The following is a 19147-nucleotide window of genomic DNA, read 5'->3' as shown; positions in this document are numbered from 1 at the left end:
GGGAAACGTATTGTGATTGCGTAATGTGATATTGATTGCGTACCCAAGGTTGAAACCTTGGGCTATGTTCTGATGTTATTATGTGCAAAATTTCATTGCGGTTAAATTCCAAAAAAAGATTTTTCCACCATTTTTTGTCATTTCGAACGGAGTGAGAAATCTTCGCAAGTAGCTCGATACAGAATATCGCCAATCTTTGAGAGTTTCTCGCAAAGATTTCTCACTCCGTTCGAAATGACAAGATTCTCCGAATTCCTTCGAGAGAAAAACCATAGCCCAAGGTTTCAACCTTGGGAAACGTATTGTGATTGCGTAATGTGATATTGATTGCGTACCCAAGGTTGAAACCTTGGGCTATGTTCTGATGTTCTATGTGAATTTTTCTTTACGATTAAATCAAAAAAAAAACAAGGATTTTTGTTTCACGCAGATCTTACAGATTAGAGCAGATTTTTATTGGATTTTCTGTTTCTCTCGCAGATTATAAATTTAAAATAATCTGCGCAGTCTGCTTAAATCTTTTAATCCCGATAGCTATCGGGAGCGTGAAATAAAAACTTGGCGTCTTTGCGACTTTGCGAGATTAAAAAAACCTTTTGCGAACTTTGCGTTCCCTATAGCTATCGGGATAGCGCTCATTGCGGTTAAATCCAAAAAAAAAGTCTTTCCATAACGGAAAGACTTTCTAAATTTAAGTCTCGTTTTGAAACGAGAGGACTCGAACCCGTCTCGTCTAGAGACGAGATGACAGGCATGTATTCTAACCAACTTATTTTCTGTCTTGAATCAGAGCTTCAATTGATTTACGATTCAATTTTTTCAACCGTAATTCTTCAATTAAAGCTTCTCTTTTAGTTTCAAAACCTTTTAAATAAACTAATTCCCAAGGGCCTTTATTAGCCGTATATTTACTTCTATTTTCATTATGATATATCAATCTTTGATCTACGTTTTCACTAAAGCCTTTATAGTAGACATCAAAAGTTTTTGAATAAATAATATAAACGTAAAACATAATAGTAAGCTTTAAGTATAAACAAAAAAAAATGCCTTTCTTTCGAAAGGCATTTTTAAAAAACTAAGCGGTCTGGACGGGACTCGAACCCGCGACCCCATGCGTGACAGGCATGTATTCTAACCAACTGAACTACCAAACCCTGCTTGTATTGTGAGTGCAAAAATACAACAGAAACTGGATTCTGCAAGGGTTTTTAGAAATAAAATTTAATAATTTTTTAATGAGCTAAATTCCAATATTTTAAAAATTGAAGTTTTTGCCAAAAAAGAAGAATTTTCTTTATTCTTAACTTTTTTAACCGCAATCCCGATAGCTATCGGGACCAAAATTAAAAGCGCAAAGTTCGCAAAGCTTTATCCAAATAGCTTTGCGAACTTTTTTATTATATAAAAACTACTTAAAAACTTAGCGTTCTCTGCGTAAAATTCTTTGCGCTCTTTGCGGTTAAATCTTTAGGGAATTACGTGTGCGATTTCTCCCTTCGGTCGAAATGACAAACTATATGTAAATTGGAATTTGGAATTTAATTTTGAGACTTCAAAATCATTGGAATTTACCTTTTCACAAAAGGTCTTAAATCAAAAAAGCCATCCACAAAAGTGGAAAGCTTTTCATTGGTCTAACTACTAAACCAGCTACGAGTTACAAAGTCGTAGCAAAACAACACAACTAATCTTAGATACCGTATTTGGGCAAAAAAGCCTTTCTGTTACGAAAGGCTTTTCCCAATATTGCGGTCTGGACGGGACTCGAACCCGCGACCCCATGCGTGACAGGCATGTATTCTAACCAACTGAACTACCAAACCTCTGCGTTATTGCGGTTGCAAAGATATAACAGAATTTCGTTTCTGCAAGTGTTTTTATAAAAAATATTTAATTTTTATTTAAAATATTATCCAAAGTTTTGTTTTTCAACCAAATAAGTAGTCAATATTTTTTCAAAATTATCGCCAACATTGACCGAAACGTACTTAATCTGGTTCTTCGCGCAGGTTAAAGACAATTCTTTAAAGTACGCTTCTGCCCTTTTCTCGTATTCTTCTTTTACATTATCGGCAAAAATAGAAACCTCATCGCCTGATTCTAAGTCAATAAACTTTCTCGGCGTATTGTCAAAATCAAATTCCAATTCAGTTTTACTGTCTACAACATGAAACAGCACTACTTTATGTTTGTTGTGTTTTAAATGTTGCAAAGCGTTGAACAATTTCTCATCATCTGCAGATTGAAACATATCGGTAAACAAAATTATCATCGAACGGCGATGCATTTTCTCTGCAATTTGGTGCAAATACGTAATCGTATCTGTTGTTTTTTTAACTTTTGGCTGTTCTAATAATTGTTCCAGTTTATTTAAGAGCATTCGATGATGACGATCGCTTCCTTTTTCTGGAGCATAATATTCGTAATGATCGGAGAAAACGCTCAAACCAACAGCATCGCGTTGTTTCTTTAAAATATTCATCAAAACCGCCGAAGCCAAAACCGTAAAACCAATCTTCTTTTCATAAAAAGGCTGATTCGATTTCAATTCTGGATAATGCATCGACGACGAATTATCGACAATAATATGACAGCGCATATTGGTTTCTTCCTCAAAACGTTTAGTGTACAAACGATCTGTTTTGGCAAACAATTTCCAGTCGATATGTTTGGTGCTTTCGCCCGCGTTATAAACTTTATGCTCAGCAAATTCGGCCGAAAATCCATGAAACGGACTCTTGTGCATTCCCGAAATAAAACCTTCCACAACTTGGTTTGCCAGCATTTCAAGATGCTGAAAACTGGAGACTTTCTCTATTTCTGTTTCGATTTTCATTCGGTTTCTTTTTTAATATTTTGTGCTTTATAAAGCAAATCTGTCGCTTGATATAATTTGCGCTTCAAGATCGGACTAAAATTAGGGTTTTCTTTTAAGAATCGCTGCACTTCATCAAAAGCATATTTCGACGAATACTTTCCAACAGTATTGTCCAGCCAGTCTTTCGGAAAGAAAATATCTCCCGTACGCTGAATTTCGTCTACCAAATCTAGTGAAAATCTAATATACTTTTGCGCACTTTCCTGACGAAGCGGATGATTTACATTGGCAAGCCCAGCAGAAACCCAAGATTCTTTCTCACGATTAGCATCGTCTTTTAAAGATTCAACAAACGCATTTCTCACGTTTTCATCCTGAGAAAGTGAAGGCATCAAAAACTCAAATCGTTTTATTTTATCTGGATTTGTCATCGCCATTTTAGCTTTCACTAAAATCTGATTCGCTTTTTCATGTTTAAAAATGGCCAGATTCATCGCCATATTGGTGTAATCGTCTTCATTTAATTTTAACCCCGGAATTGTAATTTCTTTGCTCCAGATTTTAAATAATTTCTCTTTTCCAGAATCTGAGTAAGCAATCGAACTAAACAATACGAATAAAGTCTTTTTAATATTAGCTGATAATTTTTCGTTTAAACGGGTATACAAGACATCTTCAAGTTGCTTTTGGACTTTATTTTGCTGTTTTTCAGTCAAAAATCTCCAGTAAATTGTATTCAGATTACCTGAAACCATTCGCAAAACCAATTCATTTTCTTCCGATTGAATTCCTCTAAAAAGACAATCAAAAGCTTTTTCTGGCGAAACATTCCCAATCAAAGTATTTTCATAAAGATTACTATACGACGAAGCCCTTGCAACCTCATCTTTTAAGCCTGAAATATAATTTAAATTATTCCCGTCAAGCGGAAAAACACCGTATCCAAAACCATTATAATTATAAATGACAGCCAACGGTTTTTTAAGCCCGATCGCTTCGTTTAAAATCAGTTTTTTATCATTTATCTGAGCGTTTAAAACTTTTACTTCATTCTTATACACCAATCCGATTTGGAAAATCTGAGGCCAAACATTTTCAGAACCATCTTCTGCTTTTTGACTGATCTCAAAACTTTTAATCTTATTGTTTTTATCGAATTCTACTCTGTCAGAAAAAATAGCTCTTCCCGATTTGTTTACCCAAACCTCGCTCCATTTCTTCATGTCTAGAGGCGTTTCGGTATCTAGAATTTCTACGAGATTATTCCAATCGGCATTGTCGTTGGCGTATTTCTGAATGTATTTTTCGATTCCTTTTTGAAAAGCTACCTTTCCCATCGAAGCTTCTAACTGACGCATCATAATCGGTGCTTTGTTGTAAATCATAGCGCCGTAAAGCGAACCTGCATCTTTCAAATTTGCCAAATGCTGTCGTATCGGATGTGTTCCCAACGATCGGTCTTCCGCGTAAGCGCTCGGATAATGCGCTGTAAAAAACTGCAGATTATGATTGACTTTCGGGAAAATCGGATTCATGATTTTGTCTGCCATAAAATTGGCAAAAACTTCTTTCATCCAAACATCATCAAACCATTTCATGGTGACCAAATCGCCAAACCACATGTGCGAGGTTTCGTGTGCGATTAATTTAGCGCGATTCAATTTTTCGCTGTCTGTTGAACTATTATCCAAAAACAAAGTCGATTCTCGGTATTGAATCGCTCCAACATGTTCCATTCCGCCATATTGAAAAACAGGAATTGCAGCAAAATCTAGTTTTTGAAAAGGAAATTTATAATTGGTATATTTTTCTAAAAAATCTATCGACTGCTGATGCAAATTGAAAATCGTATCGGTGCTCATTTCAATCTTTCTCGGATTGTTTTCCCTATACAGCATCGTCATTTCCATGTTACTTGGCTTTTTTGTCACACTTTGAAATTTTCCTGCTACGAAAGAAAACAAATAGGTGCTCATTTTATCGCTTTCTCCAAAAGTACACGAAGTAAAATCGCCTTTTTCAACTTTGCTTTTCACTTCGGCTCCAGCCAAAACTTTCCAATCTTTCGGAACAGTTAAACTTAATTTATAAGTAGCTTTTAAATCGGGCTGATCGAAACACGGAAACAGTGTGCTCGCGCGGTCTGGAACTAATAAAGTGTAGAGAAAATCATCGTTTCGGTTAAGAGATAAATTCCCAGCAATAAACGAAATCTGGATTGTATTTTGCCCTAAAACCAAACTCTGAGAAGGAATTACAATATGTCCTTTTTCATGAATAATAGCAATGTTTTTTCCGTTTGCTTCAACTGTTTTGATGTTTTGAGATTTCTCTTTAAAATCTAAATACAAAGGCTGAGTTAGGTCTGATAAAGTTGCTTCTAAAACCAATTTTGAAGTAATATCTTCGCTTTTCTGATTCGGAATTTCGAATGAAAGATCGTACTTCAAATTAGAAATCTGCTGTTTTCTGAAATCCGCCAATTGCTCTGAGACACCATTTTCTAGAACAATATTTTCTTTTGGTTTGGATTGGGAAAATCCAATCGTAATGGTCATTAAAAAACTGAGAAAGCTGTAGCGAAATTTCATTTTTAAAGGAATATAAGATTGGCTAAAATAGCAAATTAGCTGCTTTTTTCAAACAATTACTGCAACAGTATTGCATTTAAAAATAAGATTTCTATATTTGCAACATTATTGCATTAATTAGCAAAAAACTCGTCCAGAAGTCAACCTTCACGAATGAAAAAGAAAATTAAATATATCAATCTTCTAATGCCGTTAATCGTATTGTTCGCAATACTGTTTCCGGCTGTCCATTCGTATGAGCATATTCTAGATACCAATTTATCAAAAGAAAAACTGGAAATTTCAATTTCAGAAAAGCCACAGTTCAAAGCAAAATTACATTCGTTTCATAAATGTTCGATTTGCGATTTTAAATTCAGCGCTGTCGGAACTTTTGAGTTTTCTGCTTTTCAATTTTATAAAAATAATGTTGCTGTCAAACATCTTAGTTTTTACAGCCAGCAACATTTAGCATTTTTTAAAGGGTCTTTATTTTCACTTCGAGCCCCTCCTGCTTTTACATTTTAATTTTTGTGCTCCGATTGTTCGGCAATTTGGCTGTTTGTTTCTTTTAAGGATTTAAGATTTTAAAAGCGTCTAAGATTCTCATTTATTTTAGCAGTTAATATTAGTATTGACAATTCATTTTTGCATCAAAAATCTATTTTTTGATGTTGAGATATTGCTTTTTTCCGCACAAAAATTATTTCCTTTTTAATCGATTTCTGTATTCTGACTTAAAGCTCAATCATGGCTTTTGGTCTGTTTGTTTATGTTTCGCTCCTCTGGAGCTCTGTCGTAACGGTAAATCGATTCCTATAAATATGTCGCCCCGCTGGGGCTTATTCATCAAACGCAAAATTTATATTTCTATAAACATTTCGTCCTATGGGGCTTTCGCCTCAATGTATCGTCCTTCTTGGACTCAGACACATTGAACCTTTCACGTAACCCAAATACTCTTTATAAAATGATCAAAATCAAATCAGAAAAAATGAAAACAACAAAACTCCTTCTGACTTCGTTTTTTGCTGCAATTGCTTTTACAAGCTGTAGCAATGACGATTCTGAACCAGAAAAAACTATTCCCACAATCGACAAAATCGAATTGGGTCTTGGCAACAACGAAACGGCAACTATTGGCGCAGATTTCCATTTTAATGCGGAAGTTACTGCAGCTGATAAAATCGAAAATGTGCAGGTAAAAATTGTTCAAAGAAGCGGTGAAACCTATTCTAAAGTCTGGTCGCACGAAATTACTTGGGCGCAATATGCGGGCGCAAAAAACGCAACCGTTCACAAACATTTTGATATTCCTGAAGACGCTGCAGAAGGTAAATACGACTTTATCATTATCGTTAATGATCAAAACGGAAGCAAGCTTGAGGTAAAGAAAAACTTAACGATCTATAAACTAGAAAATATTCCTGTAAACCCAGTTGCTTCGGTATTTACTCTTTTTATAAATGATGCTTTTATGTACCGAAAAGGCAAGTTTTCTAATGCCGATGCCAAGTATAAAAACAACGACATTTTCAGTTCTCAGGTAACGCTTGAAGGTGTAAAAGGCAACGGAATCATGTATCTGCTTTTGATTAATAAAAATGCCAAACACAATCCCGAAAGCGTTGATCAGATTGATTTTAAAAAAGTGATTGTCTACGATGTTTTCGAACATAAAAATGTGGCCGATGCGAGTCAGTTCTCTAATGTTCCTTGGGATGGTACAAAGTTTACGAGAGAAACTCCAAAGCTTACAATTGGCGCTGCAAAAGACAACAATGTTCCTATTGGACAAGATTTAATTGCCAACAAATCTTGGGCTGCAGGCGATTATACTTTCTTGGTTTTGTATAAAAATACAACGTACAATATCAATTTTTCACAGTCGATCGATTTGCCATTTGCGCTTTAATTAAAAATCAGAAAACATGAAAAAGATAAAGTTATTGTCAGGCATTTTGGCTCTTGCTTTTATTTCTTCCTGCTCCAGCGATAATGCCGAAATCGATACGGAATATCCTGTAATCAACACTGCAGCAGACGCATTTCCAATTCAGTGCAGTACAATCGAACGTGGAAAAACATTCACTTTTAAAGCCAATTTTAGTGATAATGTCGAATTGGGTTCTTACAGTTTAGACATTCATCACAATTTTGATCATCATACGCATAGCACTGAGGTTGAAAGCTGCGAAATGGATGCCATAAAAAAACCTGTAAAACCAATGCTTTTCATTAACAATTACACCATTCCAGATGGTGTAAAAAGTTATGAAGCAACGGCACAAATCTCAATTCCAGCAGATGTTGATCCAGGCGATTATCATTTTATGATCCGTTTGACGGACAAAGAAGGCTGGCAGACACTGAAAGGTTTAAGTATTAAAATTTTATAAATCAGATTTAATGAAGAATGCCCAATTCCTTTTTTGGAAATCTTGTTTTTTACTCCTTAGTTTATTGCTTTCAACTGAAGTTATTTCTCAAAATCAGCCTTCAGAAAAAAAGCCTGAAATAAAAGAATTGAAAGAAGTTTTGGTAAACGGAAATCCTGCTGAAAAACGCAAAAAAGAAGAATCGCTGAATTTAGAAACGGTGAGCAGCAGTTTTATTCAGCGTAATCTTGGCGGAAGCTTGATGCAGTCTTTGCAGAAATTGCCTGGCGTTAAAACTATTTCGATTGGTTCTGGAGGTTCAAAACCGCTTATTCGAGGCTTGAGTTTTAATCAGGTTATTGTGATCGAAAATGGTTTAAAACACGAAGGCCAGCAATGGGGCGCCGATCACGGTTTAGAAATTGACCAATATGCGGTAAATCGAGTAGAAATCATAAAAGGCCCTTCTTCATTTATCTACGGATCTGATGCTGTGGGCGGTGCAGTGAACATTAAACCGCTTCCTCTTCCATTCCAAAATACTTTTGGCGGAAGCGTTGATCTTACGGGAAAAAGCAACAATGCTCAATTTGGGAGTTCGCTTAATTTATTTGGACGAAATGAAAACTGGTTCTTCGACACGCGGGTAACGACTATGGATTATGGTGATTATCGTGTTCCGACTGATAAGGTGCAAGTTTACAGTTACGAAGTTCCATTATACAAAAATCATTTGCGTAATACGGCTGGGCGCGAACTCGATTTTCATTTGAGTACGGGTTATTCTGGAGAAAAACTGAAGTCTGTTTTTTATTTCAGTAATATTTATACCAAAAACGGTTTTTTCGCGAATGCGCACGGGCTCGAACCTCGAAATGTCGATACCGAACTGCACGATAAATCGAGTCGCGATATTTTGATGCCGTATCAACAGGTGAATCATTTGAAGGTGAGTAATACGACTTCATTTAATTGGAAAAATCATGCTTTTGAAACGCAAATTGGTTTTCAGAAAAACTTTCGAAGAGAATGGAGCCATTATGTAAACCACGGATATATGCCCCCAATTTATCCTGAAGATATGTACGCGCCACAAGATCTGGAACGCCAATATGATAAAAACGTTTGGTCGTTTTCTGCGAAGGACGAATTCGCCATTAATCACCATCAGATTACTGTCGGGACTAATGTCGTTATACAAGAAAATGCTATTAACGGATGGAGTTTTTTGATTCCGGCTTTCAACCAAATTAATGCGGGTTTATTTGTTTATGATAAAATAGAGCTGAACGAAAAATGGTTGCTGCACGGCGCTGTACGTTACGATTATGGAAAAATCAAAATGAAATCGTATTACGATTGGTTTCAAAGTCCCGTTTCTGAAAACAATGAAACGCAAATGGAATATTTGCAGCGTTCTCAGGATTTAACAAAGACTTTTGACAGTTTTACGTGGTCAGCGGGAATCAATTATAATCCTGGAAAGCTTTCGCTTAAAGCGAATTTAGGTTCAAGTTTCAGAATGCCGATTGCCAAGGAACTGGCTTCAAACGGAGTGAATTATCATTATTTCAGATTCGAAAAAGGAAATCCGAATCTGGATGCGGAACGTTCGTATCAACTGGATTTGGGAATGGAATGGAATCAGCAAAACTGGTCTTTTCAGCTGACGCCGTTTGTGAATTATTTTCCGAATTTCATTTATCTGAATCCGACCTCAGCTCATGATATTTATTACGGAGCAGGAAATCAAGTTTTTGAATACGAGCAAAGTAAAGTTTTCCGTTATGGCGCTGAATTGCAGACGCGCTATTATTTCATCAAATCTTTAAGCGCCGAAATAGCGGCTGAATATTTGTATTCTGAACAAAAATCAGGAAGCAAGAAAGGATATACACTTCCGTTTTCTCCGCCGCCTTCGGTTTTGTTTGGACTGAATTACGAACCACAAATCAGCTTTTTAAAAGATTCTTATTTCTCTGTTGATTATCGTTTTACAGCAGCACAAAACAACATTGTTCCACCTGAGAGAAAAACAGCCGAAAGCCATGTTTTTAATGTGGTTTTGGGTACAAAAGTAAAAACAGGAAAAGAGGACATCAGCATCAATATTCAGATCCAGAATTTATTCAATACGAGATATTTAAATCACACCAGCTTTTACCGACTTATCGAACTTCCTGAAGCGGGAAGAAATATTATTGTTTCTATGAAAATTCCGTTTTCGATTTCGCGATAAGCGTACCATTCAAAATCAATTATTTACAAATTTTAAATCCTTTATTACAATGAAAAACAAGTTTTACAAACTGCTATTTTTATTTGCTTTGTCGCTTTTTGCGGTTTCGTGCAGCAACGACGATGACAATCACGACGACCATGATCACGATCATGACACTTCGGAAGAACATACATTTGTTAGAGTTTTAATTTCTGACGAAAAAACAACAGAGTTAACGCTTTTTGATCCGCATGAAGAGAAAACGAGTTCTTTTACGGCAAAATTTGCTAAATCTTCTTTGTACACAACAGAATCCGGGCGTTTTGCAGGAATTGTACACAGAGACAACAATTTCGTAGAAACCTTCGACAGCGGACTAGAATTACACGGAGATCATATTGACGTTGATGATGTTCCGAAATTTGGAATTTTAGCGACAAACGCATTAAAACCAACTCATTTTAAAAGTAAAATCGGAGAAATCCTGACTTTTAACGACGGAGACGGAACGCTTTCTGTGGGTAAAGAAGCTGATGTAAACAAAGCTGGAGCGACTTTCAAAAACATTAACGCAGGTTTATTGGCGCATCACGGCGCAATGGCAACTTTTACAAACGGAACGTATGCAATTACGGTAAAAGACAATTCGGTTACAGGAACGCTTCCTGAGAAAGTAAAAATTATAGACAACACCGGAAAAACGCTTTTTGAACCAAAATTGGCTACAAAAGGAATCCACGGAAATGCTTCAGACGGAGTTTATGCCGTTTTTGGTTCATCAAGCGGAATTTTAGTTGTAGAAAGCAACGGAAATCAAAAACTGATAGAGCATCCATCAGATTTTGGAACAGCTTGGTTTGGAAGCATTTTAGAAACGGCTTCGGCTGGGAAATTTATCGGCTACACGGCTGCAAAAGGCGCTTATTTAATTGATGTTGTGGCCAATACAGTAAAACCAATTATTGCCAATACAACGATTATGCAATGCAAAGTAAGTTACGATCATAAAAAACTGGCTGTTTTATTGCATTCAGGAGATTTCAAACTTTACGACATCAGCAGTTTACAAGTTGTAAAAGAAGTTAAAGCAACTTCAGAAACGGCAACAGATGCGACTTTAAAACCACAAATGGCAGTAACTGACCGTTTTGCATACATTACTTCGCCAACAAGCGGAGAATTATTACAGTTAAATCTTTCTACATCTGCAATCAAAAAGACTAAAGTTTCTAGCACGCCTTATATGATTACGGTTTTAGGTTATGAAAACAGCGAAACACACAATCACTAATTTAGTTTAGCTGCATACCATTTTCAAGGACAAGTTTGCAAAGTTTAAAAGCTTTGCGAACTTTTTCTCTTTTAGTTTTGTTCTAGTCCAAAAAAATGCTCGCAAAAACGCAAAGACGCCAAGTTTGTTAAAAAAATTAAGTAGAAAAATCTTTGCGTCTTTGCGACTTTGCTCGATTAAAAACATATAGAAATAAAAAAACTTTGCGGTTAAAATAACCCGCATTATATTGCAAACGAAAAAGGTCTGACGATTGTCAAACCTTTTCCTTTACTAATTCAAAAGCTATCCAAAAAAAGAATTATTCTGTTTGTTGAAAATCAAAGCTTAAATCTCCCGCATTGTAGCTTGAAGACACCATAGTTGGGAATGTTTGTGCTGTTCCCGAAAGCCATCTGTACTCATTAATTGTGATATTTCCTGCCACAATTGGATACGTTACGTTAGAATTATCTGCTTTATTCTTTTTGTACCAATCATTTGAGTTCATGGTAATCATGTATTTTTTGTCTTTTTCTAAAGCCAGTTCGCTAATTTCTTTTGTAACCTGCACATCGGCAGTAACTACGTTTACAGTTTCAGAACGTAAAACGGCTTTAGAAGCAAAATCCCAGATTGTTACCCGAATCGTCGGGTTTGCCGCGGGAAGCTTTAAAGTTAAAGCGTTTATTTTTCCTTTTACGGTTGGCGTAAATACAAGTCCGAATTCGTAATCTCCTGAGTTAATAAAATTGGAAACGGTAGTAAAACCTGTCGAAGTATAATAAGCAGCAAGCGGATTTTCTGTTTCAAATTTTGGCGTATTGTCTTTGTCATCATCACTGCTGCATGCTGCAGAAAGGGTAATAATTAGAACGGTAATAAAAGTTTTAAAAGCTCTCATGGTATATTATTTTTAGATTAGTTTTTATTTAAATTGATTTAGTTAGGGTTGAATATTAAAATGCGCGCAAACTTCTTCGTAGCTCATTTTAGCATAATCCAGTTTTGCTGTTTTTGCTGTAGCAGCTGCCGCGCCTCCAGGAATTAAGATATAACGATAGGTAAGAGTTGATGGCAGTCCAACTGTTGTTCCGTCAGCCGCATGTTTAAATCTGAAAATTTTGATTGTATTAAGGCTTGCAATGGCTGTAATTGTATTTGCATATCCGCCAGCTGTTGAAGTGTAAGGCAGTGTGTAAACATTAACTCCTGATCCAAAAGACATATATACTAAGATGGTTCCTTTAGCCATAATGTCTGCCGTAAGTTGCGGAACAGCAAAAGAAGTAGATAATCCTGACGTTCCGTCTATTGTTTCTGGTGTTCCTGCCGGCGCATTAATCCAACCGCTATAGATTACATTTGCTGTTCCGGCTGGTCCTTGCGCTCCAGGTGCTCCGTCGATTCCATTTACTCCATCGGTACCGTCATCTGAGCTGCAGGAAATTATTGAAACTGAAATTAGAAAAATGAAAAAAATTGACTTAAAAGTTTTCATAACATTTTGGTTTAAAAAATTTAATTAAATAGTTCTTTTTTAACTTAATAGCTTTTATTTTTGCAACTATCACAAAGGCAGTTTTGTTTATTTGTGATAGATTTACAGGACAAAGTTGCCGGATTAAATTCTGTGAAAAAACCGCTAATAGACGAACAGCATTTTAAATAGACAGACGACCTACTTTTGCAATTCAAAGACAGTTTGATGATGAAAAAATACTCTTGTATTATTGTTGACGATGACGAAATAGACAGGCTTACGGCGGTTTCTTATGCCAAGAAGTTTCCTATTCTAGATATTGCAGGCGTTTTTGAATCGGCTGAAGAGGCAGTTCCTTTTTTAGATAAAGAAAAAATTGATATTCTGTTTCTGGATATCGATATGCCAGGATTAAACGGAATTGAATTTCGAAAACAGGCATTAGAAGTTCCTGTCTGCGTTTTTATAACCGCTCATCCCGAACATGCGGTAGAAAGTTTTCAAATCGAAACTTTAGATTTTATCGTAAAACCTTTAAAACTGGATCGTTTTACCCAAACTATAAATCGGATCGAAGAGTTTATGGAAATTAAACTCAAAGCTTCTCTTTTTGAAGCCAGTATTGGCGGCGATACCATTTATATAAAAGAAGGCCACGAACAGACTAAAGTAAAACTCCACGAAATTTTGTATCTCGAAGCGCTTAAAGATTATACTTTGGTGGTGACAAATCAGAAAAGACATTGTGTTTTATCGAGTATCGGAAATTTGCTGAAGGAAAATCATTTTCAGTCCTTCGTTCGTATTCACAGAAGCTACGCCGTACAGAAGCAATATGTGCAGAAAATCAATTCAAACGAAATCATTTTGAATAATAATGCCGTAATTCCGATTGGAAGAAGTTATAAGGAAAACTTAAACTTAATGGCATGAAAAGCGTATGGCTACTGCTTTTATTTTTCATTTCTTGGAATGCTTTTGCACAGCAGGAACCTAATTTAGCGCGTTATAGAACAACAGATGAAAAACTGAAAGTCTGGCTTCGATATACTACTCAACTTTTAGAAAAAGAAGATTATTCAAAACTAATAAGCGCTGCAGACAAAGGTATTTTGATCGCTAAAAACCAGAATGCTTATAAAAGCCGTTTTTATATTCAAAAAGGACTTGCGTATGAGTTTAGCAACAATCAGTATCAGAATGCGCTAGTAAATTATGAAAACGCATGGAAATATGCTCGAAAAGCGCGCCATTTAAAAAATGAAACCACCGTTTTAATGCGTTTGAACTACGCTTATTATTCGGTTCAGGATACTGTAAAAAGTAAATCTTTAGCCCAATACATTAAAAAAGTTGTTGATACTACCAAAAGCAATTATACCAAAGCTGTTTTGTTTGGAAGTTTAGCCGAATATTATCAAGATAACGCCCAATACGAGACTTTTATCAGTTACCAATTAAAAGCTATTTCGTATAAAAAACTGCTTAAAAAAGATAAAGTTAATGTGGAAAATATTGGCATTTCCTACCTTCAAATCGGGAGTGCTTATACGAGAATGAAACAATATCAAAAGGCAATCGAATATTTGAACGAAACCAAAAAATATACGATTCATTCTCCTTATGTCAACGCTTTTTTATGCAATTATTACCTGCATTGTTATGGTTCATTAAAAGAAAAAGACAGCATTCAAAAATATTACAACCAAGTCTATACTTATCCTACACCAAAAGATTCTTTATTTCTCAATCTAAGTTATGCTAACCGAAGTCTATCGGAATATTATGTCAACAACGGCCAGACTCAAACCGCTTATTATTATGCTAAAAAAGCGGTTTCATTAGGAAAAAAATCCAATGATGAGGATATTATTATGGAAGCCAATGCGATAATGGGAAGGGTTTTGTATGAAAAAGGAGAATACAAAAAAGCCATTGAAACCTTAAAAAAAGCTTCTGTAAATGCCTTAAAATATGACAAAGAATCGTTTGTAAACATCAACAAAAGACTCTCTCAAAGTTTCGCCGCACTCGGACAATGGAAAGAAGCTTATTATTATAACGAAATCTACAGCAAAAACAACGACGAAATGATGGCCGAATCTGCCAAGCAAAATATTGCCAATGCAGAAGCTAAATTTCAGAACAAAACCAAAGCACAGGAAATCAAGAATCTTTCGACCGAAAATGCCATTAAAAACATTCAGATTGAAGATGCCAGACAACAGCGTATTTTCCTGACCGCAGGAATTATTCTGGTTTTCATTATCGGATTGTTATTATGGAGACAAAGCCAGATCAGGAAAAAAACCAATCTGAAGCTTCAGGCGTTGAATCAGGAATTGGATGAAGCCAATAAAATCAAGGCGCGTTTCTTTAGCATACTAAATCATGATTTGAGAAGTCCGATTTCAAATCTGATTCATTTTCTGCATCTTCAAAAAGAAAATCCCGAATTATTAGACGAAGAAACCGCACTAAGAATGCAAACCAAAATTACGACTGGAGCCGAAAATCTATTGGATTCTATGGAAGATATGCTGCTTTGGAGCAAAGGCCAAATGGAGAATTTTAAACCTCAACCGAGAAAAACTACCGTTTCCTCTATTTTTTATGAAATCCAAAAGCATTTTTCGAGCGCAGAGAATGTCGAAATTATATTCGAAAACCCTGAAAACATCATTCTAGAAACCGACGAAAATTATCTAAAAACCATAATGCGAAATCTAACCGGAAACGCCATAAAAGCTTTAGACAAAACACCAAACGCACAAATTATTTGGAAAGCCTGGCAGGAAAACGGAAAAAACTTTCTCTCGATTACCGACAACGGCCCAGGCGGCACACAGGAAAAATTCAAAGCCCTTTACGACGAATCTGAAGTAATCGGAATCAAATCGGGATTGGGTTTACATTTAATTCGAGATTTGGCCAACGCCATAAACTGCAAAATCGAAGTCTACTCGAAACCGAATGCCGGCACTACTTTTACATTGATATTCTAGGTTTTTCGCCACGAATTGAAAGGTTTTTCGCCACGAATTCACGAATTATTGTTATGCTTTAAGAAAAACTCAATTTGCGAAATTCAATTACACAAAAATATTAGTGCCAATTCGTGAATTCGTGGCGAAAAAATCCTTTTTAATCTGTGCAATCTGTGGCAAAAAAAATGACATTTAATTCGTGAATTCGTGGCTAACAAACAAATAAAAAAGGCTTGACTTTCGTCAAACCTCTTTTATATCAATTGCAATCTTTGGAGATTACAACAAAGCGTCTAAACTATCTGCGTAGGCTTGTTTCGGAGCTACTCCTACTTGTTTACCTACAACTTCACCGTTTTGAAAAACCAAAACTGTTGGTATGTTACGCACACCGTATTTTGCAGCAAATTCTTGGTTAGCGTCTACATCTACTTTACCAACAACTACTTTACCAGCGTACTCTTCGCTTAATTGGTCAATGATTGGACCAACCATTCTACAAGGACCACACCATGCTGCCCAAAAATCTACCATTACTGGTTTATCTGATTTTAAAACTACTTCATCAAAAGTAGCATCTGTTATTGCTAATGCCATAATATATTAAGATTAAATTATGTCTGAATTATTAACTTTCAAACTACAGTACAAATTTAAAAATTTAAAACAAATCAAACACCATTACTAAATTAGTTTTCATTATAAATGTATTGTCATTAATTATATACTGTAAATACATTTTTGTTCTATTTATAAAGTTCGTATTAATTTGAATATCAAAAATTTAAATTAAAGTTAAATTTTTATAGTATCTTTAATGTCAACAAATTTGATTTTAATGCCGGAAACTTTACTTCAAATAAAGACCTTTTTCCAATCTGAACGTTTTAAAAAATATGCCAAACGCTTCGGATTTTTTATTTTGGGATTATTTGCTATACTCCTACTTGCCTGCGGAGCCCTGTCGATTTACTTCAACCAAAATAAAGCTGAAATTATAGCCAAAGTCAACACCAAAATCAATGAAAATATTAATGGTAAATTTCACGTAACCGATTTTCATTATAAATTCTTAACGGGTTTTCCCAATTTTACGCTTGCGCTTAATGAGGTCGAAATTAAAGACAATAAATGGCCGAGCCACAAACATACTTTACTGAAAGCAAAAGAAATAGAAGCGCGTTTAAACATCTGGAGTTTACTGCAGTACGAAATTAATATTCATAAAATCTTAATTAACGACGCCGATATTTATATTTATAAAGCCGAAGACGGTTATTCTAATGTCAATATTTTCAAGCCCAAAAAGAAAAAACCGAAAACCAATACAGATAAGCAAGAAACCACGATAGACGAAATCAACCTCAACCGAGTTCATGTTATTATCGACAACCATTTGGGGCATAAATTGTTTGATTTTGATGTGGCAAATTTAGAATCTAAAGTAAATTATGACGATGACAACTGGCAGACGAATCTGTTTTTGAAAACCAAAATCAATAGTCTAGCTTTTAATACCGTTCACGGAAGTTTTGCCAAAGAAAAAGTGCTCGAAGGCAAATTTGACATTTCGTACTCTGAAAGCAATCAGAAAATAGACATTCATACCAAAAACCTTAAAATTGGTTCTGACACTTTTGATATTGTGGCTTTCTTTAATATCGGAAAAGGAAATTCGTTTTTCGGAATCAATATCGGAACGGATATTTTATGGCGAAATGCTTCCAATTTATTATCGGCAAACATTAGTACGAAGCTTAATCAATTCGATTTAAAGAAACCGATTAAAGTGAACTGCGACATCAAAGGCGATCTGAATGTAGAAGGCGACCCAAAAATTGTGGTACAGGCCGACATCAGAAACAACGAATTGAGTATTCCAGATGGTTTGTTTACTAATTGCTCTTTCAAAGGCATTTTTACCAATAATTTCAAACCCGAAAAAGGTTTCAGCGACCCAAATTCTGCTATTATTTTAACGCATTTTAAAGCAGAATACGAGACTATTCCGCTGACAATTGCCCAAGCCGTTATCAATGATCTCGAAAAACCAATTGCAACAGGAGTTGTAAATGCTGATTTTGACGTTTCGAAACTTAACGGAATGGCCAACAATAAAATTCTTCATTTTGAAAGCGGTCATGCCAAAGCCAATTTAAAATTTCAGTTTGATATTGTCAATTTGTATATCAACAGACCACGTTTTACAGGCGATGTTGACATTGACGACACAACTTTTGATTATTTTCCGAAAAACATCAGAGCCGAAAAAACAGATGTGCAATTATCTTTTACCGAACAGGCGCTTTACATTAAAAAGATTGCGTACAAACACAAGAACAATATCATCCGCATTGATGGAAAAATCGATAATTTCTTGAATCTTTATTATGATGCACCAGAAAAAATGGTGGTAAACTGGAATATTTATTGCCCGCATATCGATGTAAAACAATTCTTGGGCGTACTCAAACAAAGTCCTGCCCAAAAGAAAACAGCACAAAAAAAGCCCGTTAAAGGAAATGTCAATTTTATGACGCAACTAAAACCGGTAATTGATAAATGTACGGCAATAATTAACCTCAAAGCAGACAAAATCACTTACGGATCATTAACCGCAACAAATACCCGAGCCACTTTGCAAATGCTGAATTCTAAAGTGCTGCTCCAAAACGGAACCCTACAAACCTCTGGCGGAAGCATCAATTTTAGCGGTTCTGTACAGCCAAGCGGCAATCATTATGTTTTTAGTTCAAATGCTCAAGTAAACCGCGTAGATATTGCCAGTTTTTTACGATCGTTCAACAACTTCGGAATCAAATCTTTTAGTCCGAAAAATATTCGCGGCCGATTAACAAGCAATGCCAATGTAGTGGGTTTAATGAGCAGTAAAGGCGATTTAATTGTCAATTCCATGAAAGGAAAATTGGACTTTAATGTCAATCAAGGCGCATTGCTCAACTTTGAACCGATTATGAAAGTCGGCAAATTTGCTTTTCCGCTTCGCGATGTAGAGAATATTACTTTCAGCGATTTATCGGGTTCGCTCAATCTCCGCGGAGAACAAATCGATGTCCACAAACTCACCATAAGTTCCAGCGTTCTCAACCTTGACGCTGAAGGCATTTATTCTTTCGGCCGAGGCACCAATCTCGCCCTCACCGTTCCGCTACGAAATTCTAAAAACGATGCCAAACTCGGCACCAAAGCCGAACGAAAAGCCGTTCGCGAACGCGGTATTGTCCTGCATTTAATTGCTTATGATAATGAAGGGAAGATGAAGATTAAGTGGGGTAAGAGGGATAAGGAGTAGTGTTTCTTTTTGTCATTTCGAGGAACGAGAAATCTTCGTAAGAAGCTCCGCAAAGTTTGATTCAGATTATAGAGTTACTCGCGAAGATTTCTCGTTCCTCGAAA

14 protein-coding genes and 2 tRNA genes are annotated in these 19147 nt (G+C 35.8%); 8 read left to right on the top strand and 8 right to left on the bottom strand.

Annotated features, from left to right (window positions below):
* Window positions 1–769: 769 nt before the first annotated feature.
* From Q9Q97_RS03960 to Q9Q97_RS03940, 5 genes are all read right to left on the bottom strand, one after another.
* Window positions 770–1015 carry a GIY-YIG nuclease family protein gene (locus Q9Q97_RS03960; RefSeq protein WP_125723148.1) on the bottom strand — a complete coding sequence of 82 codons (246 nt, stop codon included), beginning with the start codon at window positions 1013–1015 and terminating at the stop codon, window positions 770–772.
* Between the two features lie 68 nt (window positions 1016–1083).
* Window positions 1084–1157 (bottom strand) — tRNA-Asp (locus Q9Q97_RS03955).
* Between the two features lie 595 nt (window positions 1158–1752).
* A tRNA-Asp gene (locus Q9Q97_RS03950) sits at window positions 1753–1826 on the bottom strand.
* 86 nt (window positions 1827–1912) lie between these two features.
* Entirely contained in the window at window positions 1913–2839 is a 927-nt protein-coding gene (locus Q9Q97_RS03945) for a DUF58 domain-containing protein (protein ID WP_306154833.1), read from the bottom strand.
* Window positions 2836–5412 carry a M1 family aminopeptidase gene (locus Q9Q97_RS03940; RefSeq protein ID WP_306154831.1) on the bottom strand — a complete coding sequence of 859 codons (2577 nt, stop codon included), beginning with the start codon at window positions 5410–5412 and terminating at the stop codon, window positions 2836–2838. The genes Q9Q97_RS03945 and Q9Q97_RS03940 overlap by 4 nt, the downstream gene beginning before the upstream one ends.
* Before the next feature lie 153 nt (window positions 5413–5565).
* On the opposite strand from Q9Q97_RS03940, the gene Q9Q97_RS03935 reads away from it, so the two are divergent.
* From Q9Q97_RS03935 to Q9Q97_RS03915, 5 genes are all read left to right on the top strand, one after another.
* Complete coding sequence (locus Q9Q97_RS03935) at window positions 5566–5919, top strand: hypothetical protein (RefSeq protein ID WP_306154829.1); 354 nt, start codon at window positions 5566–5568, stop codon at window positions 5917–5919.
* A gap of 466 nt (window positions 5920–6385) precedes the next feature.
* Entirely contained in the window at window positions 6386–7306 is a 921-nt protein-coding gene (locus Q9Q97_RS03930; protein WP_306154827.1) for a DUF4625 domain-containing protein, read from the top strand.
* Between the two features lie 16 nt (window positions 7307–7322).
* Window positions 7323–7790, top strand: coding sequence for a DUF4625 domain-containing protein (locus Q9Q97_RS03925; protein WP_306154825.1), 468 nt, complete (start codon window positions 7323–7325; stop codon window positions 7788–7790).
* A 10-nt stretch (window positions 7791–7800) separates the two neighbouring features.
* Window positions 7801–10008 (top strand): TonB-dependent receptor, encoded by a 2208-nt coding sequence (locus tag Q9Q97_RS03920; protein WP_306154823.1) that lies wholly within the window; start codon window positions 7801–7803, stop codon window positions 10006–10008.
* A 49-nt stretch (window positions 10009–10057) separates the two neighbouring features.
* A complete protein-coding gene (locus tag Q9Q97_RS03915; protein ID WP_306154821.1) occupies window positions 10058–11281 on the top strand; it encodes a hypothetical protein in 1224 nt (407 codons plus the stop codon).
* A 301-nt stretch (window positions 11282–11582) separates the two neighbouring features.
* On the opposite strand, the gene Q9Q97_RS03910 is transcribed toward Q9Q97_RS03915, so the two are convergent.
* Together Q9Q97_RS03910 and Q9Q97_RS03905 are read right to left on the bottom strand one after the other, a co-directional pair.
* A complete protein-coding gene (locus tag Q9Q97_RS03910; protein ID WP_306154819.1) occupies window positions 11583–12164 on the bottom strand; it encodes a hypothetical protein in 582 nt (193 codons plus the stop codon).
* Between the two features lie 42 nt (window positions 12165–12206).
* A complete protein-coding gene (locus Q9Q97_RS03905; RefSeq protein ID WP_306154817.1) occupies window positions 12207–12761 on the bottom strand; it encodes a hypothetical protein in 555 nt (184 codons plus the stop codon).
* A 207-nt stretch (window positions 12762–12968) separates the two neighbouring features.
* Here Q9Q97_RS03905 and Q9Q97_RS03900 point away from each other — a divergent pair, with 207 nt between their 5' ends.
* Window positions 12969–13676 carry a LytTR family DNA-binding domain-containing protein gene (locus Q9Q97_RS03900; RefSeq protein ID WP_306154814.1) on the top strand — a complete coding sequence of 236 codons (708 nt, stop codon included), beginning with the start codon at window positions 12969–12971 and terminating at the stop codon, window positions 13674–13676.
* Entirely contained in the window at window positions 13673–15748 is a 2076-nt protein-coding gene (locus Q9Q97_RS03895) for an ATP-binding protein (RefSeq protein ID WP_306154812.1), read from the top strand. The genes Q9Q97_RS03900 and Q9Q97_RS03895 overlap by 4 nt, the downstream gene beginning before the upstream one ends.
* 261 nt (window positions 15749–16009) lie before the next feature.
* Here the strand turns inward: Q9Q97_RS03895 and trxA are convergent, their stop codons facing one another.
* Window positions 16010–16327: a thioredoxin gene (gene trxA / locus Q9Q97_RS03890; RefSeq protein ID WP_008466289.1), complete on the bottom strand. Its 318-nt coding sequence runs from the start codon at window positions 16325–16327 to the stop codon at window positions 16010–16012.
* Window positions 16328–16547: 220 nt separating this feature from the next.
* Between trxA and Q9Q97_RS03885 the strand changes: the two genes are divergently transcribed.
* Window positions 16548–19043 (top strand): AsmA-like C-terminal region-containing protein, encoded by a 2496-nt coding sequence (locus Q9Q97_RS03885; RefSeq protein ID WP_306154804.1) that lies wholly within the window; start codon window positions 16548–16550, stop codon window positions 19041–19043.
* Window positions 19044–19147: the final 104 nt, after the last annotated feature.

This window comes from Flavobacterium sp. DG2-3 (assembly GCF_030730925.1).
GTDB lineage: Bacteria > Bacteroidota > Bacteroidia > Flavobacteriales > Flavobacteriaceae > Flavobacterium.
Note: the sequence above shows the minus strand (reverse complement) of the source record. Positions and strands in the feature narration are given on the sequence as shown.